This window comes from Yoonia maritima (assembly GCF_003003285.1).
Taxonomy (GTDB): Bacteria; Pseudomonadota; Alphaproteobacteria; order Rhodobacterales; family Rhodobacteraceae; genus Yoonia; species Yoonia maritima.
Map to the genome: position 1 here is coordinate 52,965 of NZ_PVTP01000002.1, position 19,041 is coordinate 72,005.

Annotated in this window: 18 protein-coding genes; 11 read left to right on the forward strand and 7 right to left on the reverse strand. The window is 55.1% G+C overall.

What is annotated here, in order from left to right:
- Window positions 1-41 precede the first annotated feature (41 nt).
- Window positions 42-2,855: a [protein-PII] uridylyltransferase gene (locus CLV80_RS02745; RefSeq protein WP_207766491.1), complete on the reverse strand. Its 2,814-nt coding sequence runs from the start codon at window positions 2,853-2,855 to the stop codon at window positions 42-44.
- Window positions 2,815-4,062, reverse strand: a complete 1,248-nt coding sequence (locus CLV80_RS02750; protein ID WP_375342186.1) for a penicillin-binding protein activator — start codon at window positions 4,060-4,062, stop codon at window positions 2,815-2,817. The genes CLV80_RS02745 and CLV80_RS02750 overlap by 41 nt, the downstream gene beginning before the upstream one ends.
- Before the next feature lie 26 nt (window positions 4,063-4,088).
- On the opposite strand from CLV80_RS02750, the gene rsmI reads away from it, so the two are divergent.
- The 4 genes from rsmI (at window position 4,089) to CLV80_RS02770 (ending at window position 7,125) form a co-directional block, all read left to right on the forward strand.
- A complete protein-coding gene (rsmI, locus tag CLV80_RS02755; protein ID WP_106354583.1) occupies window positions 4,089-4,949 on the forward strand; it encodes a 16S rRNA (cytidine(1402)-2'-O)-methyltransferase in 861 nt (286 codons plus the stop codon).
- Window positions 4,946-5,302: a YraN family protein gene (locus CLV80_RS02760; protein WP_106354585.1), complete on the forward strand. Its 357-nt coding sequence runs from the start codon at window positions 4,946-4,948 to the stop codon at window positions 5,300-5,302. The genes rsmI and CLV80_RS02760 overlap by 4 nt, the downstream gene beginning before the upstream one ends.
- A 70-nt stretch (window positions 5,303-5,372) precedes the next feature.
- Window positions 5,373-6,317 (forward strand): glutathione synthase, encoded by a 945-nt coding sequence (gshB, locus tag CLV80_RS02765; protein WP_106354587.1) that lies wholly within the window; start codon window positions 5,373-5,375, stop codon window positions 6,315-6,317.
- A gap of 1 nt (window position 6,318) precedes the next feature.
- Window positions 6,319-7,125, forward strand: a complete 807-nt coding sequence (locus tag CLV80_RS02770) for an alpha/beta hydrolase fold domain-containing protein (RefSeq protein ID WP_106354589.1) — start codon at window positions 6,319-6,321, stop codon at window positions 7,123-7,125.
- A gap of 51 nt (window positions 7,126-7,176) precedes the next feature.
- Here CLV80_RS02770 and CLV80_RS02775 read toward each other — a convergent pair whose 3' ends face one another.
- From CLV80_RS02775 to cobU, 4 genes are read right to left on the reverse strand one after another with little or no spacing between them, the layout of a single operon-like run.
- Complete coding sequence (locus CLV80_RS02775) at window positions 7,177-8,691, reverse strand: YifB family Mg chelatase-like AAA ATPase (RefSeq protein WP_106354592.1); 1,515 nt, start codon at window positions 8,689-8,691, stop codon at window positions 7,177-7,179.
- Window positions 8,692-8,742: 51 nt separating this feature from the next.
- A complete protein-coding gene (locus tag CLV80_RS02780; RefSeq protein ID WP_106354594.1) occupies window positions 8,743-9,432 on the reverse strand; it encodes a glutathione S-transferase in 690 nt (229 codons plus the stop codon).
- A 58-nt stretch (window positions 9,433-9,490) separates the two neighbouring features.
- The gene (locus tag CLV80_RS02785; protein WP_207766493.1) at window positions 9,491-10,069 is read right to left on the reverse strand and encodes a histidine phosphatase family protein; all 579 of its coding nucleotides are present in this window, start codon (window positions 10,067-10,069) and stop codon (window positions 9,491-9,493) included.
- Window positions 10,066-10,587: a bifunctional adenosylcobinamide kinase/adenosylcobinamide-phosphate guanylyltransferase gene (gene cobU / locus CLV80_RS02790; protein WP_106354598.1), complete on the reverse strand. Its 522-nt coding sequence runs from the start codon at window positions 10,585-10,587 to the stop codon at window positions 10,066-10,068. Before cobU ends, CLV80_RS02785 begins: the two co-directional genes overlap by 4 nt.
- A 95-nt stretch (window positions 10,588-10,682) precedes the next feature.
- Here cobU and CLV80_RS02795 point away from each other — a divergent pair, with 95 nt between their 5' ends.
- The 7 genes from CLV80_RS02795 to CLV80_RS02825 all read left to right on the forward strand — a co-directional run bounded on the left by CLV80_RS02795 (window position 10,683) and on the right by CLV80_RS02825 (window position 18,076).
- On the forward strand, window positions 10,683-11,561 hold the full coding sequence (locus CLV80_RS02795) for an RNA polymerase factor sigma-32 (RefSeq protein WP_106354601.1): 879 nt from the start codon (window positions 10,683-10,685) through the stop codon (window positions 11,559-11,561).
- A 67-nt stretch (window positions 11,562-11,628) separates the two neighbouring features.
- Window positions 11,629-12,822, forward strand: a complete 1,194-nt coding sequence (coaBC, locus tag CLV80_RS02800) for a bifunctional phosphopantothenoylcysteine decarboxylase/phosphopantothenate--cysteine ligase CoaBC (RefSeq protein WP_106354603.1) — start codon at window positions 11,629-11,631, stop codon at window positions 12,820-12,822.
- Window positions 12,819-13,274 (forward strand): dUTP diphosphatase, encoded by a 456-nt coding sequence (gene dut / locus CLV80_RS02805; RefSeq protein WP_106354604.1) that lies wholly within the window; start codon window positions 12,819-12,821, stop codon window positions 13,272-13,274. The genes coaBC and dut overlap by 4 nt, the downstream gene beginning before the upstream one ends.
- On the forward strand, window positions 13,271-14,326 hold the full coding sequence (locus tag CLV80_RS02810; RefSeq protein WP_106354606.1) for a HesA/MoeB/ThiF family protein: 1,056 nt from the start codon (window positions 13,271-13,273) through the stop codon (window positions 14,324-14,326). The genes dut and CLV80_RS02810 overlap by 4 nt, the downstream gene beginning before the upstream one ends.
- Before the next feature lie 42 nt (window positions 14,327-14,368).
- Window positions 14,369-15,151 (forward strand): transporter substrate-binding domain-containing protein, encoded by a 783-nt coding sequence (locus tag CLV80_RS02815; protein WP_106354608.1) that lies wholly within the window; start codon window positions 14,369-14,371, stop codon window positions 15,149-15,151.
- Between the two features lie 17 nt (window positions 15,152-15,168).
- Window positions 15,169-15,957 carry an amino acid ABC transporter permease gene (locus CLV80_RS02820; RefSeq protein WP_106354610.1) on the forward strand — a complete coding sequence of 263 codons (789 nt, stop codon included), beginning with the start codon at window positions 15,169-15,171 and terminating at the stop codon, window positions 15,955-15,957.
- A 91-nt stretch (window positions 15,958-16,048) separates the two neighbouring features.
- Entirely contained in the window at window positions 16,049-18,076 is a 2,028-nt protein-coding gene (locus CLV80_RS02825) for a M3 family metallopeptidase (RefSeq protein ID WP_106354612.1), read from the forward strand.
- Between the two features lie 8 nt (window positions 18,077-18,084).
- On the opposite strand, the gene CLV80_RS02830 is transcribed toward CLV80_RS02825, so the two are convergent.
- Window positions 18,085-19,005, reverse strand: coding sequence for a cation diffusion facilitator family transporter (locus CLV80_RS02830; RefSeq protein ID WP_106354614.1), 921 nt, complete (start codon window positions 19,003-19,005; stop codon window positions 18,085-18,087).
- Window positions 19,006-19,041: the final 36 nt, after the last annotated feature.

The window sequence follows — 19,041 nt, forward strand, 5'->3', positions numbered from 1 at the left end:
GGCGCAGCAAGAATGCGATTGTGCAAGAAATGTGCAGGATGTCAGGTGTGTGCGCGTTCTGAACCTTGCGCGATAGCCTCGCGCAGCTTGCGTTCAAGCGCGGCACGTTTGGAATCTGCGTAATACTTTAACCCAACCATATCCTTGACATAGAACGTATCAACGACCTGTTCACCATATGTCGCGATGACTGCTGATGCGATGTAGACATGATTATTCGCCAACGTCCTCGTTAGATCAAAAAGAAGCCCCGGACGATCGCGCGATTCAACCTCGATGATCGTGTAGATTTCTGATCCCTCATTGTCGAATGTGATATTCGTCGGGACTCTGAACGCGCGTTCACGCTTCTTTATTTTGTCTTTGCTGACGAGCGCGTCGCGGGCGACGACTTCGCCTTTGAGCGTTTTAACAATCATTTGACGTAGGCGCGGCAGGCGAGATTCTTCGTAAGGATGGCCGTCATTGTCTTGGATCCAAAACACTGCGGTGGCGTATCCGTCCTTTGATGTATAGCTGCTTGCGTCGACGATATTCGCACCGACAAGCGCGAGAGCACCGGTCATGCGACTGAACAAACCGGGGTGGTCGACCATCGCAAAGCACGCGCGGGTCGCGTCGCGATCTTCGTCTAGCATCAGGTCAATCCGGATTTCGTCGTCAGAGATGTCATGCAACAGGTTTGCAAATATGACATGAGCCGCGAGCGGTAGACCTTGCCAGTATGGGCCATAGTGGCGGCCCGCTTCGGCCTTGAGCGCTTTTGCGCTCCAGTCCGTAAGCGTGGCGCGCAGTGCACGTTTCGCTTCGTTTTCACGGGTTTCGCGGTTCAGATCCTCGAGCCCGTTTTGAAGCGCATCTTTGGTCGCGGTGTAGAGATTGCGCAGTAGCACTGCCTTCCAGTTATTCCATGTGTCGGGACCAACGCCGCGAATGTCACACACAGTTAAGACTGTCAGAAGGTCCAGCCGCTCAACCGATTTTACAGCCTTGGCAAAGCCACGCACGGTGCGCGGTTCGGAAATATCGCGTTTTTGGGCCACATCGGACATCAGTAGGTGATACCGGATCAGCCACTCGACAGTGTCACAGTCTTTTTTGCTAAGGCCAAGCCGTGGCGCGACCTTGCGGGCGATTTGCGCTCCTAAAATCGAGTGATCTTCATCCCGACCCTTGCCGATGTCGTGCAGCAATAGTGCAACATATAGAACCTTGCGATTCACACCGCGTTCTAAGATGCCTGACGCGACAGGCAATTCTTCGATTAGCTCTTTGCGTTCGATCTGAGCAAGGTTGCTGATGCATTGGATGGTGTGTTCATCGACCGTATAGTGGTGATACATATTGAACTGCATCATCGCGACGATGGGCGCAAATTCTGGAATGAATGCGTCAAGAACGCCGAGTTCATTCATACGGCGCAAGCCGCGTTCAGGGTTTCCATGTTTGAGCAGTAAGTCGATAAAGATACGCCGCGCTTCTTTGTTTTGGCGCATGTCTTCGTCGATCAGGTCAAGGTTCGCTGCGATCAAGCGCATCGCATCCGGGTGCAGCAATGTGCCTGTGCGCAACGCTTCTTCAAAAATGCGGAGCATATTCACGTTGTCAGCCAGAAATGCGTCTTCATCGGCGACTGTCAGGCGGTTTTGTTTGATCGCGTAAGGGACCTTTGCCCGTTTGCGCCGGCCAAGCAACCTTACAAGCATCGGTTCAGGCTTGGTGTGTGTGGCCTCGAGCGCGGTTAAGAAGATACGTGTCAGCTCGCCCACGCTGTTTGCCTGACGGAAGTAGGCCTGCATAAAGTGTTCGACAGCGCGGCGACCACCATGATCGGTGTAGCCCATTGCCTCGGCGACTTCGACTTGTAGGTCAAAGGTAAGTTGATCGGTTGCACGGCCTGTAATCAGGTGTAGATGGCAGCGTACAGCCCACAGAAAATCCTCGGCGGTGACGAATGTTTCGAATTCATCAGGTGAAAACACGCCCAGCCCGACAAGGTCTGCCGCGTCTTTGACGCCGTTGACGTATTTACTAATCCAGAACAACGACTGAAGATCGCGTAGGCCACCTTTACCTTCTTTGACGTTTGGTTCGACCACATAGCGTTGACCGCCTTGCTTGCGGTGGCGTTCAGACCGTTCGTCCAACTTCGCTTCGATAAATTCGCCCGCGGTGCCTTTGAATAGATCAGACCAAAGCTGTGCGCCCAACCGTTTCGCCAGTTTTTCGTCGCCAGCAAGATAACGGTATTCCACCAGCGACGTTCGTATTGTGTAGTCTTCGCGGGCAAGACGAATGCAGTCTTTGACTGTACGGCTTGCGTGACCAACCTTAAGCTTAAGATCCCAGAGCATATAAAGCATGGATTCAATCACGCTTTCGGCCCAAGGGGTCATTTTATAAGGCGTTAAAAACAGAAGATCGACATCAGATTCAGGGGCCATTTCGCCGCGCCCATAACCGCCAACGGCAATAAGCGATAGTTTTTCACCCTCGGTCGGGTTGGGCAGCGGGTGCAATCTTTGTGTCGCGACCTCAAGCACCAGTTCGACGATTTGATCCGTCAACCAGCTATACGCGCGGGTCGTTGTGCGCGACGCAAAAGGCTGTGCTTGGAACGAGGACGCAATAACGGCGCGGCCAGTTTCGCGTGCGCGTGACAAGACTGCGACCGTTGCCGCACGAATATCACGCTCGTTGGGTAAGTCATCCAATGCCGCCGCCAGCTCTGCTGCGACGCTGTGACGATCAAAAATGTCGGACACCGGACAGATGAAACTGTCCGGCGCGTTTGGTTTTAATTCTGTAGCGAGGTCAGAAACCTGCGCCACCGAAGCTGCGAGGGGCTTGTTCAAGGATAACTACCTGATTTTCGTTAATTGTTGCTACGGCCAAGGCGCGTTGGTTTAGCCCGTTTGGCAGCAGCCGGAACACGCCAGACGTACCGCGGAAACCTTGCGGAGACGTCAACGCGGATTTGGTGAGCGCTTCGGAGTTGCCTGCGGCGACCAGCGCACCAATTGCGGCGACCCCATCGTACGCAAGGCCTGCAAGTGGATGAGGTTGTTCGCCGTATGTTGCTGCATACCGGTTGGCAAAAAGTGCCGCTGTTGACTGATCTGGCATTGCAAATAGCCCGCCTTGAATGCCGGGCAAAGCATGAAGCTGCGGTACGGTATCCCAACGGGTGAGCCCCACAATTTTTGTTGTGTCCGTGTTCATGCCTGCATCCGGCAATGCGGTCGCGATCAGTGGTAGATCAGCCGCTGCGCCAGCTGTGGTGAAAACGGCCTGCGCGCCGGAACTGCGTACGCTACCAACGATTCGACGTGTCGAGGTAAATATGCCTTGTTGTGACAGTGGGTAGCTTTCCATGCCGACAACTTGACCGCCGTTGTTTTGGACGGCGGTGGCAATCGCTTGGCTGCCGACTTGGCCCGATGGATTATCACCGTAAGCGACGAGGTACCGGTTGATGCCGTTACGCGTACCATATTGCACCAAACGGTTAGCTGTATTTTCAAAGGTTGATCCAAGAATAAAGACGTTCCCGCCCGCGATGCTGGTTGTGTTGGAAAACGACAATACATTTACGTTGCGGCCCGCGACAGCAACGCCGACCGCGTTTGCAGCTTCGCTATAAAGTGGCCCAAGAATGATCTTTGCGCCGTCATTTACTGCAGTAGCCGCTGCGGATGCCGCTGTGGCTGGGTCTCCCGCTGTGCTGTAAACACGCAATTCGATTTTTGCACCTTCGAGGTCAGCAATCGCAAGACGCGCCGCATTTTCAAGGTTCTGCGCAAGGAAATCATCGCTACCTGTACCAGAGCCGCGCGGCACAAGCAGCGCAACAGGGACTGGGTCACTGGTATCAATTGACTGGCCGACGTTGGCTTCAGGTGCCAGCGTCACATCGCAGGCAGCAAGCCAAACCAAAGCGGTAAAAGCGAAAAATTGTGCCACTGCCTTACGAGCACTAATGTAACGGGCAAACATATGCGGTATCCCTTCGTAAATCAGGCGACGCGCCATAACGGTGTCGACGCCATTTTCGGCCATCATAAAGCAGGGGGCACGCGGGTCCAGATATGAATTTTGTAAACAAGCCACTCTCTGCCGGGTTGTACTTTGTCGCGACGCCAATTGGGTCTGCACGCGACATGACGCTACGCGGGCTAGATATTCTTGCCTCGGCCGATTTGATCGCCGCCGAAGATACGCGGACAGCCCGTAAGCTAATGGAGATTCACGGCGTGCCACTGAACGGTCGCAAGGTTGTTGCCTTTCACGATCACAGTGGTGACGGGGCGACCGCACGGCTGGTTCGAGATATTCAAGAAGGAAAGTCAGTGGCTTACGTTTCAGAGGCCGGTACGCCTTTGGTTGCCGACCCCGGATATGAATTGGGTAAAGCCGCAATTTCCGAAGGGCTGATGTTGACATCTGCGCCCGGTGCTTCTGCGGTGCTTGCCGCGCTTACTGTGTCCGGACTTCCGACGGATCGGTTTGCTTTTGTGGGCTTTTTGCCTGCGGCGAAACAGCAACGCGAAACTGAAATTGCGGGGCTGCGCGATGTCCCATTTACGCTGGTATTTTACGAAAGCCCGAAACGCGTTGGGGAAATGTTAGGGAATCTGCGCGATGTATTGGGAGGGGACCGGCAGGCCGTGGTGTGCCGGGAACTGACAAAGAAGTTCGAAGAAACCTCGCGGGGAACACTGGCCGAATTGGCAGAGGCTTTTGATGGGCGCGCTGTGAAAGGTGAATTGGTCGTGCTGGTTGGGCGTGCGGGCGCAACTGACGTGGCTGAAATGGATGTCGAAGATGCGCTGCGTGATGCGATGCAGACGATGCGGGTCAAAGACGCGGCGACAGTTGTTGCTGGTGCGTTAGGGTTGCCACGTAGACAGGTCTATCAGGTCGCGTTGGGCATGAAGGATGATGAATGACAGGACGCACCGGCTATCATGCAGGACTAGCCGCCGAAGAAATCGTTTCGCGTGATTATCAACGCCGCGCGCATAGTGTTGCGGCACAACGTTGGCGCGGCAAAAGCGGTGAGATTGATTTGATCATGCGTGATGGCACCACAGTTGTATTTGTCGAGGTTAAGAAAAGTCGTAGCTTTGCACGCGCCGCAACGCGGCTAAGCCGCACTCAGATGGATCGCATTTGCGGTAGCGCGTCAGAGTTTTTGGCCGGTGAACCACTTGGCCAACTGACCGATGTGCGCTTTGATTTGGCGATGGTGGATGGCGCTGGTGCGGTTCAGGTGATCGAAAACGCCTTCATGGAAAGCTGACTGGCCCATTGCACAAGGCATGTGCCTGCGCCATGTATCAGGGCAACACTGCATTCAAAGAGGTTGCAACATGTCGCTGAAAATTGCTTTCCAGATGGATCCGATCGGCCCAATTGATATTAACGCGGACAGCACGTTTCGTATCGCTGAAGAAGCACAGGCACGTGGGCATTCATTGTTCTACTACACACCTGACAAACTTGCGTTTGATCAAGGGCGAGTAACCGCGCGTGGCTGGCCGCTGACGGTTCAGCGGGTCAAGGGCGCTCACTTTACTTTGGGTGGGGAACAGACAGTTGATCTGGGTGAATTCGATGTGGTCTGGCTGCGTCAAGACCCGCCGTTCGATATGGGCTACATCACGACGACGCATATTTTGGATATGATCCATCCGAAAACACTGGTCGTGAATGATCCGTTTTGGGTGCGGAATTATCCCGAAAAACTGCTGGTGCTGAACTTCCCGGATTTGACGCCCCCGACAATGATCGCCCGCGATCTTGAAACGTTGCGCGGCTTTCGTGAAGAGCATGGCGATGTCATCCTCAAGCCGCTTTATGGCAACGGGGGGGCTGGGGTATTTAAGCTTGCCCATGCTGACAGCAATCTTGCCTCACTGCATGAACTGTTCAGCGGAATTAACCGTGAACCATTGATCATGCAAAAATATCTGCCGGCGGTTTCCAAGGGTGATAAACGTGTGATCCTTGTGGATGGTGAACCTGTCGGTGCAATCAACCGCGTGCCAGCAGCGGGTGAGACGCGATCAAACATGCACGTTGGTGGTCGCCCAGAGAAGGTCGCGCTGACAGATCGTGACCGCGAGATTTGCGCCAAGATTGGGCCTTTGTTGCGTGAGAAAGGTCAGGTTTTCGTTGGGATCGATGTGATTGGCGACTGGTTGACCGAAATTAACGTGACCTCACCGACTGGCATTCAAGAGCTTGAACGCTTTGACGGAACGAACGTCGCCGAAAAAATCTGGCTCGCGATTGAAGCACGTCGCGCCGGATAACATGCGATTGCGAATTCTAAATTTCTGGCTGCACTATCTGGTGCGGCCAGTACTTAGTTTCCAGAGTTCGCCGGCACGCGCTAAACGGGCGTTTGAGTTCGTCGCCCCATGGGTATTTCGTGGCCCGCCGCACATTTGTCACCTAACTGAAACCATCGACGATCTGACCCTGAACTGGGTGAGCGTTGGCAGAACTACCCCTCGGCGGGTGATCTTATATTTGCACGGTGGTGCCTATTTCGCGGGGAGCGGGGCCAGCTATCGCGGTCTCCTGGGGCGAATTTCTAAAATGACTGGCATCCGCATTTGCGCGCCTGATTATCGGCTGCTGCAAGACGCCCCATTTCCGGCCGCCTTCGATGACGCAGTTCGGGCGTGGGATTTGCTGATAGCAAAAGGTTATCGACCGCAAGACATTGTTCTAGGCGGTGATAGTGCTGGTGGTGGGCTGATGTTGGCCTTGTTAGCCAATCTGACCCAACGCGGGCAGCAGCCGCGCGCGGCATTTGCGATGTCGCCTTGGGTCGATCTGACCCTTCAAGGGCAAAGCCTAACGACGAAGCAAGAAGTTTTTCTTCCTGTTTCTCGGATGGATGAGGTCGTGGACCGTTACTTGGGCAGTGCCGCACGTAACGACCCGCGTGCATCGCCGCTATTTGCGAAATTTGATCGGCCTCCACCAGTGTTGATACAGGTCGGTAGTGGTGAAGCATTGCGTGATGATGCGGTGCGAATGGCGGACGTGTTAGGGGGGCGCAGCAGACCTGCGTGTCTGGCAGGATGTCCCACATGTTTGGCAGATGTTTGACGGTTACATCCCTGAAGCGCGCAAAGCGCTCGAGGAGATCGCAGAATTTGTTCAGACTTCTTTCGCCATCGACAACCGATAGCTGACAGCTTCGGCGACATGTGGTTTGCGCACGTCTTTGGCCCCGTCGAGATCGGCGATTGTTCGTGCGACCCGTAGTACCCGGTGATATCCGCGTGCAGACAGTCCGAAACGCTCAGCGACTTTGACCAGCAGATCACGCCCGTCTGCGTCTGGTGTTGCGATTTCTTCTAGAACTCGCCCTTCGGCGTCTGCGTTCACACGCATCCTGTCATGGTCTGCAAAGCGCGCCGTTTGCACATCGCGTGCCCGCGCAACGCGTTCAGCTACGGTGGCAGAGCTATCGCCGTCTTGGGGGAGGTCGAGATCGGTAAACGCGACGGGGGGTACTTCGATCCGCAGATCAAATCGATCCATCAGGGGGCCGGAAATGCGCCCCATGTAGTCATCGCCACATTGCGGAACGCGGGCGCAGGCGCGCGCGGGGTCAGAAAGGTAGCCGCATTTGCATGGGTTCGCTGCAGCCACCAGCATGAACCGACAGGGGTAGCGCACATGTGCGTTGGCGCGGGCGACGACGACTTCGCCAGTTTCAATGGGCTGCCTTAGGGTTTCCAGCACGGTACGCGCGAATTCTGGGAATTCATCCATGAATAGCACACCATTATGCGCAAGGCTGATTTCACCCGGTTTTGCTGTGCGCCCACCACCGACGATTGCGGGCATCGACGCGGTATGATGAGGTTCCCGGAATGGGCGTTCGCGGTTGATCCCGCCCTCATCTAGCAGACCAGATAGAGAGTGGATCATCGACGTTTCCAGTGCCTCGACCGGTGACAATGGTGGCAAGATGCCCGGGATACGCGCGGCCAGCATGGATTTCCCCGAACCGGGTGAACCGACCATGATCAGATGGTGCCGACCCGCTGCTGCGATTTCCAAAGCGCGTTTAGCGCGTTCTTGGCCTTTGACTTCGGATAGGTCGCGGCTGCTGCTGGTGCCGTGGACTTCGCCGGGCTCGGACGGGGATAGAACCGATTGACCAGTGTAGTGTCGGACAACATCGGCCAAGCTGCGCGGGGCAATGACATTTGCGGCGCCTACCCAAGCGGCCTCTGCCCCGCAGGCGTGCGGACAAAGCAATGTGCGGTCTTCGTCAGCTGCGGCCATCGCAGCGGGAAGCGCACCAACCACAGGAACCAACGTGCCATCCAGTGATAGTTCGCCCAATGCGACTGTCTGGGCAGCGTCGTCTCGCGGAATGATGTCGAGTGCCGCGAGCAACGCGAGCGCGATGGGCAAGTCGAAATGCGACCCTTCTTTGGGCAGGTCTGCGGGCGATAGGTTCACCGTGATCCGTTTGGAGGGCAGCGCAATCGCCATTGAGGTCAGCGCCGCGCGGACCCGTTCGCGGGCTTCGGACACAGCTTTGTCGGGCAGGCCAACGATCGAAAACGCGGGAATGCCCGGCGTCACGGCGCATTGCACCTCGACCAGCCGGGCCTCGATTCCTTCAAATGCTACTGTGTAGGCCAGTGCGACCATGTCCACGCTCCGCTTTTTGTTAACGGTTACGTGGTCGTGGTTTACGAATGGTTAAGATGCATCGCCAGGCCATGGTTTACGGCCAAGGTCCATTGGATAGGGCCACGGATCGTAGGTTTCTGATTTGGATGCTTCACGCCATGCCAAAAACGCGGGATCGCTTAGGTGGGCGTCGACATAGGCTTGGGCGGCATCGCTGACCGGCAGGTCATAAGCCGTGATCCGCAGGGCAACGGGCGCGTAAAAGACATCGGCCAATGTATATTCACCAAATAACCAAGGCCCGTTCTGTCCATGTCGCGAACGCGCCAACGCCCAAAGCTCCTCAACGCGGGCAATGTCTGCCAATACGGCCTCGGACGGCTGGAACCCTTCCCATACGTGGGTGATCATGTTGGGGCAGGCATCGCGTAGCGCCATAAAGCCCGAGTGCATTTCATGCGTGATTGTTCGCGCAAGGGCGCGCGCAGCTCCGTCGCGTGGGTACAGGTTCACATCTGGGTGTCGTTCGACCAGCGTTTCGCCCATCGCCAGACTGTCAGTCAGCACGTAACCTTCGGGTGTCTGCATTGCTGGGACTGTGCGGGCTGGGGCCAACTGCGCCAGTTCTTCGCGATAAGTGCCAGCGTATAGCCCTACCAAATGTGTGTTATAATCCAGCCCGAATTTTTCGAGCATAAGCCAGCCGCGCAAAGACCAACTGCTGAAGGTGCGATCACCAATGTAAAGTTCATATGTCATGGCCAAACCTTAGTGCGCGGTCAGCCACATGCATAACGACAAAATGTGACGGACCCCATCACGGAAGGTGATTAACGACGCCCAGTTTCCATCCCTGCGGTCCAACAGCCATTTGCGTGATAGAAAGGTTGTCGATCTGGTGTCCCATTGCCTGATAGGCAGTACTGCCGCTCGCGCGTTGGATTTGTGTCATGATGACACCGATGTGTGCGGTCAGGATGATATCTTTACCGTTGTGGCGTTGGCACAGATCGTCAACGACGGCATTGACTCGCTTTGCAACGGCGTTCCAGCTTTCGCCGTCTGGGGCTGTCAGGTCACCGGGTTCTTCCCAGAAACGGCGGCTTAGGTCTGGGTCGCGTTCTGCGACTTGGGTAAAGTGCAGACCGTCCCATGCGCCAAAGTCGAATTCGCGCAAGCCCGGATGATCGGGCAGGCGGGTACGGTTTCGCATGATGGCGTCCGCAGTTGCGGATGCACGGATCAGGTCTGATGAAATGACCAGCGCGGTTTCCGGTAGGTGGTCAGCGACCCGATTAATCAGCGCATGATCGGATAAGTCTGCAGGAACATCGCGCCAGCCGACAAATGCTTTTTCATGGGTTGGTCCATGCCGCACCCACCATAATCGCATCACGGCAATTGCCCTTTTAGCGTCATGGGCAGCCCGGCCATGACGGCCACAACAAGATCAGCCTTGGCGGCGATCTGCTGGTTGAGCGTGCCTTGGGCATTTCGAAACCGCCGAGCGAGCGCGTTGTCGGGAACGATCCCTTGCCCCGTTTCATTTGAAACGATGACAATGGGCCCCGCACATGTATCAAGCGCCGACAGCAACGCTGCGCTTTCCTTGGCAAGGTTGTGTTCACCAAGAATGAGGTTCGTAAGCCATAAAGTGGCGCAATCAATCAAGACTGCGTCGTCTTCGGTGACACGCTCTAAAACGGACGCGACATTGATCGGCTCTTCGATTGTATCCCAAAGGGTTCCGCGCTGGTCCCGATGGCGTGCAACCTTCTGCGCCATTTCATCGTCAAAAACCTGCGCGGTGGCGACGTAAACAGGATTAAGCTGCGTATTAAGAACAAGGTCTTCTGCTAAGGCTGACTTACCAGAGGCCGCCCCGCCTAGCACGAGAGAGAGTTTGGGCAACATTAGATTGAAACCTTTTTTGATCCGACACGTTTCTTTCTACGTAACCGAAATACACAGCAAAGTTAATGCTGCGCAGCCACCAAAGGAGCGGATTGATGAGCACCATCGGTATTACGGACCAGAATTTTTCGCGCAATGCGATGAAGGCAGAGATGTTGGACGCCGAAACGGAGTTGGCGTTGGCCTATGCATGGCGCGATAAACGCGACGAACAGGCGTTACATCGGCTGATCACTGCATACATGCGATTGGCGATTTCGATGGCTGGGAAATTCAAACGTTATGGCGCACCGATGAATGATCTCATTCAAGAAGCATCTGTAGGGTTGATGAAAGCTGCTGATAAGTTCGACCCCGACCGTGGCGTGCGGTTTTCAACATACGCAATGTGGTGGATTAAGGCATCCGTCCAAGAATACGTCATGCGGAATTGGTCGATGGTCCGTACCGGATCGACATCATCGCAAAAATCGTTGTTCTTTAACATGCGGCGCGTTCAGGCCCGGATCGAACGCGAGGCCGCCGCCGAAGGGCGCGCAATCCCGACGCATGAGCTGCATCAGCTTGTGGCGACCGAGGTTGGCGTGCCGTTACATGACGTCGAAATGATGGATGGCCGTCTTTCTGGGGCGGATTATTCGCTTAATGCGACGCAATCGGCTGAGGATGAGGGGCGCGAATGGATTGACGCCCTTGAGGACGATAGCCCCCAAGCTGCAGAAACCGTCGCGAATAATCATGACAATGACACACTAAAGCAGTGGTTATCGACTGCGCTGGGCGGATTGAACGAACGTGAGCAGTTCATTGTGCACGAACGTAAAATGCGTGAAGACCCGCGTACCTTAGAAAGCCTCGGCACAGAAATGGGCCTGTCAAAGGAACGCGTTCGTCAGCTAGAGGCCGCAGCCTTTGGTAAGATGCGTAAAAGTCTTGAGAGCCAAAGCACAGAGGTGCATGCATTTTTCGCTTAAGGCCTGTCATTGTGTTTCCGGTATGAACTGACCTAAGTTCAACCCGAGTAAATACCGGAGACAGCACATGCTGGCGGACAAGCACATATTGTTAATTGTTGGTGGCGGTGTCGCTGCCTTTAAGGCGTTGGATTTGCTGCGTCGTTTGCGTGAACAAGGCGCTAAGGTCACACCTGTTTTGACGAAGGCAGGGGCGGAGTTTGTAACCCCGCTTAGTCTTTCTGCGCTGTCTGCGAGCAAGGTTTATCAAGACCTTTTTGATCTGACAGACGAAGCCGAGATGGGGCATATTGAACTGTCACGCGCTGCGGATCTGATCGTTGTGGCCCCCGCGACAGCTGATCTGATGGCGAAGATGGCAAATGGGCTGGCGAATGATCTGGCTTCTACTTTGCTTCTTGCCACTGACAAGCGGGTGTTGGTTGCCCCGTCGATGAATGTGCGCATGTGGGAACACCCAACCACGCAGCGCAATTTGGCAACTTTGAAAGGTGATGGTGTGCTTGTCGTCGGACCAGATGAGGGCGCTATGGCTTGCGGTGAATACGGTCCCGGTCGCCTTGCCGAAACGCCTGACATTATCGCGGCGATTGATGCGGCGCTGTCAGATGGTCCTCTGAAGGGAAAGCATGTTTTGGTGACCTCTGGACCCACCCATGAGCCGATTGATCCGGTGCGTTACATCGCGAATCGATCTTCGGGCGCGCAAGGGACGGCCATTGCCAAGGCTTTGCTTGCACTGGGCGCGAAAGTGACTTTTGTTACTGGTCCTGCCGATGTGCCACCACCCGCAGGCGTGCGCGTAATTGCCGTTGAGACAGCGAATGAAATGCTCGACGCCGTAATTGGTTCTTCACCTGCTGACGCCGCTGTATTCGCTGCTGCAGTTGCTGACTGGCACGTCGCGAACGCAGGCGATAGCAAGATCAAAAAGGATAAATCGGGGCTTCCCAAGCTTGAGTTCGCAGAAAATCCGGACATCCTTGCGACGGTGTCACAAATGAAAACTGGACGCCCTGCGCTTGTCGTTGGCTTTGCCGCGGAAACGGACGATGTGATTGCCAACGCCACGGCAAAACGCCTGCGTAAAGGATGTGATTGGATTGTCGCAAATGATGTGTCGCCTTCGACCGGCATCATGGGCGGCAGCGAAAATGATGTGACCTTGATCACTGCTGACGGCGCCGAAGACTGGCCGCGTATGTCAAAGGATGCCACGGCGGCCGAGCTTGCCACCCGAATTGCAAAGGCCATCACGTGACACCAGAAATTACAATTCAATGGGATGAAGGTGCCGACGTTGGCCTTGGGCTTCCTTCTTATGAAACGCCCGGTGCGGCTGGCGCTGATCTACGTGCTAATTTACCGGACAAGCGCGCAATTGAATTACCGCCCGGTCGCCGCGTGCTGGTCCCAACAGGCCTACGCATGGCTATCCCGCAAGGCTACGAAGTCCAGATCAGGCCGCGGTCGGGGTTGGCTCTTAAGCAGGGGATTGGGTTGGTGAATAGCCCCGGTACGATTGACAGCGATTATCGCGGTCCGGTGGGGATTATCCTGATTAACTGGGGGCAGGATTATTTCACCATCGAACACGGCATGCGCATTGCACAAATGGTAATAGCGCCAGTTGTGCAGGCCCGGTTTCGTCCAGTTGCGTCCTTGGACTTGACGTCGCGCGGTTCGGGCGGATTTGGATCGACTGGCCTATGATTATGGTCGGGGCAATGGCCGCTGCCCTATGGGGTATCGGCATGTTGATGGGCGCACCAATGCGTGCTCGCTGGACGATGCTTGCCATGTTGATTGGTGCAGTGATCTTAGGGCATCTTGTGCTGCCTGACGGCCACCCATTACGCATGGCGACAGGTGGTGATGTGCGCCTATGGATCATGCTTATCGTCTTTGGCGGGATCATTGCAGGTTACCGGAACCTGTTGGGTCGCGTGCGTGCACGTGCCGTGTCAAACACGACGCCCGAACAAAGCCCCACCAGTTTTTCCGATACGGAACTGAACCGCTATGCCCGCCATATCATTCTGCGAGAGGTTGGCGGCCCCGGACAAAAAGCGCTGCGCGACGCATCGGTTTTGGTCGTTGGGGCGGGGGGATTGGGTGCACCCGCGCTCCAATATCTGGCAGCAGCTGGGGTTGGCACGATCGGGGTGATCGACGATGACTTGGTCGAAAACGCGAACCTTCAGCGGCAGGTGATCCATTTGGATCGGAGTATCGGCATGCCAAAAGTGCATTCCGCCGCCGAAGCGATGCGTGCGCAGAACCCGTTCGTGACTGTGCAACCTTATCATCGGCGCCTGACCGATGAGATCGCGAACGACTTGTTCGCTGAATATGATGTCATCTTGGACGGCACCGACAATTTCGATACGCGGTATCTGGTCAATCGCACTGCTGCTGCGTTGGAGAAACCGTTGATCGCAGCGGCACTCACCCAATGGGAAGGGCAAATTAGCGTCTATGACCCCGCCAATGGCACCCCGTGCTACGCCTGCGTGTTTCCCGTGGCACCCGATGCTGAACTTGTTCCTAGCTGCGCCGAGGCTGGTGTGATCGGGCCGCTGCCGGGTGTTATTGGTTCTATGATGGCGCTTGAGACAATTAAGCTGATTACGGGCGCTGGTGATGGTCTGCGTGGGCGGCTGCTGATTTATGATGCGCTTTATGCTCAAACACGGACAATTGCGGTTAAGCCACGTGAGGATTGCGCTGTTTGTGCGGGCAAGGGCTTGCGCGTCTCGGGCTGAGGCTCTTAGGCTGATCCACAATTTAGATCAGTGGAGATTATCATGAAAACGCTTGCGACACTTGCTTTGGCTCTTTGTGCCACCTCTGCCATCGCCGAAGGCCATTTGCCCAATTTGGAAGGCAAAGAGATCGTTGTGGTCACAGAAAACGCCTATCCGCCGCTACAGTTCATTGACGGCAACGGTGATGCCGTGGGCTGGGAATATGACGCCATGGATGAGATCGCGAAGCGTCTGAATGCCACTGTCGTGTATGAAAATATTAGCTGGGATGCGATGATCCCTGCCGTCTCCGAAGCCCAATTTGATATGGGGATGACGGGCATTACGATCCGCGAAGACCGGGCCGAAGTCGTTGATTTTTCTGATAGCTATATGACCTCTGAAATGGTGATGCTTGTTCGTGGCGATGAGGATCGGTTCGATAGCGCTGCAGGATTTGCCGCGAACGAAGATTTATTGATGGCCGCACAGCCGGGCACGACGCCCTTTTATGTCGGCGTCTATGAGGTTCTGGATGGCAATGAGGCAAACCCACGTATCCAATTGATGGAGACATTCGGGGCCACGGTGCAGGCGTTACGAGTTGGCGATGTCGATCTTGTTCTTACAGATGGGACTGCTGGCAACGGTTACGTCGCGGCCTCTGATGGTGGGCTAAAGGTTGTTGGTGAAAAACTAGGGACCGAGGATTTTGGTTTCATTTTTCCTAAAGGGTCGGATTTGGTTGCACCGATCAACGCGGCCATTGCTGATATGATGGCAGATGGCACGATAGATGCGCTGAACACGCGGTGGTTTCTTGAATACAAAATGGGTGAATAGGCGCGGGGCGAACCGGGTTGCACCCTAAGAATACCGATAAACCGGATTTCCCCTATTGGCTGGTCGCTGTTGTCGCGATCGGCCTTTACTTGTTTTGGCAGGTCATCGCGGATGAGACTTACACCAAGGTCCTGCACACCCTGAGCAAAGGCATTTGGGTGACGGTCTATGTGACTGTGATTGCCTATTCGATTGCTTGTGTTCTTGGGCTGGGTTTGGCGCTCGCGGGGATGTCGCGGTCGTTGGTGTTGCGCCAGTTTTCGCGGTTCTACATCGAAGTCGTGCGCGGCGTGCCTATTATCGTTTTGTTGCTGTATGTCGCCTTTGTTTTGGCGCCTGCGCTTGTTTCTTTGTGGAATTGGATGGCTGAACTGACTGGGTTCGATCCTATCCGCACACGCGATTTTTCGTTGCTTTGGCGCGCTATCATCGCGCTGACTTTGGCTTATGCGTCGTTCTTGGCTGAGGTGTTTCGTGCTGGCTTACAATCTGTCGACACCGGCCAAATCGAGGCGGCCGAGGCGCTTGGTCTCAGCCGGTGGCAGGTTTTTCGGCTTATCGTCTTTCCGCAAGCCTTGCGTACGATTCTGCCGCCACTTGGGAACGACTTTGTCGCGATGCTAAAGGATTCTAGTCTTGTTTCAGTGCTGGGCGTGACGGACGTCACGCAGCTGGGCAAAGTGACGGCGGCGGGCAATTTCAGATACTTTGAAACCTACAATGTCGTTGCTTTGGTATATCTGACGATGACGATCAGCCTGTCGATTGCCCTGCGCCGATTTGAGCAGCGAATGCGTAGGCGATGATCGCTGATTCTGAGTATTTTGCACAAAGCGAAGGTCTGGTTCTGGCAAATTCGATGTCAGAGGCATAGCTATAGTCCAAAGGAGATTTGCCATGACTAATCCACTGCTTGCCGATTGGGACACGCCATTTGGGCTGCCACCATTTGATCAAATTACTGACGCGGATTTTTCGCCTGCTGTGGATGCTGCATTGGCCGAGTCGCGTGAAAATATCGCCGCGATTGCAGACAATCCCGACGCGCCGACGTTTGAAAACACCATCGAGGCGCTGGAACTGGCAGATGAAACATTGGGCCGCGTGCTGGGCGCATTTTATGGTGTGGCTGGCGCAGACAGCAATCCCGCGCGCGAGGCGTTGCAACGGGAATTTGCACCCAAGCTAAGTGCTTATTTTTCTGAAGTGTCAGAGAATAAGGCGCTGTTCGCGCGCGTCGAAACGCTTTGGGCGGCGCGTGACACGCTGGATCTGACCGATGAACAGCAACGCGTTTTGATGCTGGCTCGTCGGAATTTTGTACGTTCTGGAGCATTGCTTGAAGGTGACGACGCCGTAGCACTGCGCGATGTGAAGTCGCGCCTTTCAGTTCTGGGTACTGAGTTCACTCAAAACCTGCTGGCTGATGAACGTGAATGGTTCATGCCATTGGCCGCAGGCGATATGGATGGTCTGCCTGATTTTGTGATCGCGACGGCCAAAGCTGCGGGTAAGGACAAAGGCGCCGACGGTCCGGTTGTGACGTTGTCGCGATCCTTGATTGTACCGTTCTTGCAGTTTTCTGAACGCCGCGATCTGCGCCAAAAGGCCTATGAAGCATGGGCCGCGCGGGGTGCAAATGGCGGTAAAACTGACAACCGTGCGCTTGCCGCTGAAACGCTGAAACTGCGTGAACAGCGTGCTGATTTGCTGGGCTATGAAACCTTTGCCGATTTCAAATTAGAGACTGAAATGGCCGGTACCCCCGGCGCGGTACGTGACTTGTTGATGAAGGTTTGGAAACCTGCCAAATCGGCAGCCGAGTCCGATGCTGAAGTGCTAAAACGTATGCTGCATGCCGATGGCTGGGATGGCCCGCTGGAACCTTGGGACTGGCGTTTCTATTCCGAAAAGCGCCGCAAGGAACTGCATGATTTGGACGAGGCCGAGTTGAAGCCATATCTTCAGCTTGATCGCATGATCGAGGCGTCGTTCGCTTGTGCAAATCGCCTGTTCAACCTTGAATTTGCGCCGATTGAAGGCCCAATCTATCACCCCGACGTGCGCCTATGGGAAGTCTCCCGCAACGGCGAACATGTTGCCGTGTTCATTGGTGACTATTTCGCGCGTGGCTCCAAACGTTCGGGGGCGTGGTGTTCTGCGATGCGGCCGCAACAGCGTCTAAGCGGTGACGTGCGCCCACATGTCGTCAATGTTTGTAACTTTGCAAAACCAGCGGAGGGAAAGCCCGCGCTATTGTCGTATGATGACGCCCGGACTTTGTTCCACGAATTTGGCCACGCCTTGCATCAAATGCTGTCCGATGTGACCTATGAAAGCATCAGCGGTACATCCGTTGCACGCGATTTTGTAGAACTGCCAAGCCAGCTTTATGAGCACTGGCTAGAGGTGCCAGAGGTGCTTGCTGAATTCGCGACCCATTCAGAAACAGGCGAGCCGATGCCAAAAGATCTGCTGGATCGCATGTTGGCAGCGACGACATATGACATGGGTTTCCAAACCGTCGAATATGTTGCGTCTGCTTTGGTCGATCTGGAGTTCCACAATGGTCCGGCCCCTGCCGACCCTATGCAAAAGCAGGCGGAGATTTTGGAAGACATCGGTATGCCGCATGCGATCCGGATGCGGCACGCAACCCCGCATTTCGCGCATGTCTTTGCTGGCGACGGGTATTCGAGCGGGTATTACAGCTACATGTGGTCAGAGGTCATGGACGCAGATGCATTCGCCGCCTTTGAAGAGGCTGGTGGGCCGTTCGATCCAGAAACAGCGAAACGTTTGGAAGAAACGGTGCTTTCATCTGGCGGTTCTGTTGATGCAGCAGATTTGTATACCGCGTTTCGTGGTCGTTTACCGGGCGTCGAAGCGCTTCTTAAGGGGCGGGGCCTAGATCATTCTGCGTAGGGTGGATTTCAATCCACCTTCGACGGGCGCGGGTCGTCGGGATGTTTCTCAACGCCAACCGGGTCTTTGTGGATCAGCACATCTGCTTGCGGATAGGCGTCTACGATGGCCCGGCGAAGTGCTGCCCCTGTGGCGTGGGCATCATTGAGAGTTTGACTACCATCTAGTTCGATATGCATGTTCACAAAAACACGGCTTCCAGCGACGCGTGTTTTTAGGTCGTGGTAGCCGTGTACGCCTTTGAACCCATCGGTAATTTCACAGATGCCCTTAATCATGGCGGGCTCTGCCTGGCGATCCATTAACGCATCCCATGCGCCTTTACCGATACGCAGCGCGCCGACCGCTAATAGCGCCGCGGCACCCAGTGCGACCACGCTGTCGATCTGCCCAAGACCAAGAGTGGCAGACGCCCACAATGCGATGATCGCGCCGATGTTTGGGATCAGATCACCAAGGTAGTGAAGGCTATCAGCTTGCACGACCTTGTTTCCGGTTTTTGCCGCGACGTGGCGTTGCCACAATACCAACCCAAGCGTGACCACGATGGAGAATACCATCACAGAAATCCCCTGCGTTTCGTGTTCTGGCAACGTTACAGTATCGTCAAGAAGCCGAAAAACTGCGGCTGTTCCAATGACGCAGGCGGAAATGAGTATGAATAAAGATTGGCCAAGCGCAGCTAAGTCTTCAGCTGATGTGTGACCAAAGTTGTGATCATCATCTGCGGGTTTTGCAGCATATGCGATTGCCGCTAAGCCACCAAGCGACATCATCAAATCCATCGCACTATCAGCGAGCGTTGCCGCAATCGCGAGTGATCCAGTTTGCCCCAATGCCCATAGTTTGGCCAGCACTAGAATAAGCGCAACAGCGACGGATAAAAATCCTGCAGAGACGTTAAGGCGGGTGGAATCTGTGTCGGACATGAGTTTTTGCTAGGCTGTTTTTGTCGTTATCACAAG

Excerpts from the sequence above, each read along its gene's own strand:
- CLV80_RS02750 (WP_375342186.1), bottom strand. The coding sequence starts at position 4,062 with ATGATGGCCGAAAATGGCGTCGACACCGTTATGGCGCGTCGCCTGATT.
- rsmI (WP_106354583.1), top strand. The coding sequence starts at position 4,089 with ATGAATTTTGTAAACAAGCCACTCTCTGCCGGGTTGTACTTTGTCGCG.
- CLV80_RS02760 (WP_106354585.1), top strand. The coding sequence starts at position 4,946 with ATGACAGGACGCACCGGCTATCATGCAGGACTAGCCGCCGAAGAAATC.
- gshB (WP_106354587.1), top strand. The coding sequence starts at position 5,373 with ATGTCGCTGAAAATTGCTTTCCAGATGGATCCGATCGGCCCAATTGAT.
- CLV80_RS02770 (WP_106354589.1), top strand. The coding sequence starts at position 6,319 with ATGCGATTGCGAATTCTAAATTTCTGGCTGCACTATCTGGTGCGGCCA.
- CLV80_RS02775 (WP_106354592.1), bottom strand. The coding sequence starts at position 8,691 with ATGGTCGCACTGGCCTACACAGTAGCATTTGAAGGAATCGAGGCCCGG.
- CLV80_RS02780 (WP_106354594.1), bottom strand. The coding sequence starts at position 9,432 with ATGACATATGAACTTTACATTGGTGATCGCACCTTCAGCAGTTGGTCT.
- cobU (WP_106354598.1), bottom strand. The coding sequence starts at position 10,587 with ATGTTGCCCAAACTCTCTCTCGTGCTAGGCGGGGCGGCCTCTGGTAAG.
- CLV80_RS02795 (WP_106354601.1), top strand. The coding sequence starts at position 10,683 with ATGAGCACCATCGGTATTACGGACCAGAATTTTTCGCGCAATGCGATG.
- coaBC (WP_106354603.1), top strand. The coding sequence starts at position 11,629 with ATGCTGGCGGACAAGCACATATTGTTAATTGTTGGTGGCGGTGTCGCT.
- CLV80_RS02810 (WP_106354606.1), top strand. The coding sequence starts at position 13,271 with ATGATTATGGTCGGGGCAATGGCCGCTGCCCTATGGGGTATCGGCATG.
- CLV80_RS02815 (WP_106354608.1), top strand. The coding sequence starts at position 14,369 with ATGAAAACGCTTGCGACACTTGCTTTGGCTCTTTGTGCCACCTCTGCC.
- CLV80_RS02825 (WP_106354612.1), top strand. The coding sequence starts at position 16,049 with ATGACTAATCCACTGCTTGCCGATTGGGACACGCCATTTGGGCTGCCA.
- CLV80_RS02830 (WP_106354614.1), bottom strand. The coding sequence starts at position 19,005 with ATGTCCGACACAGATTCCACCCGCCTTAACGTCTCTGCAGGATTTTTA.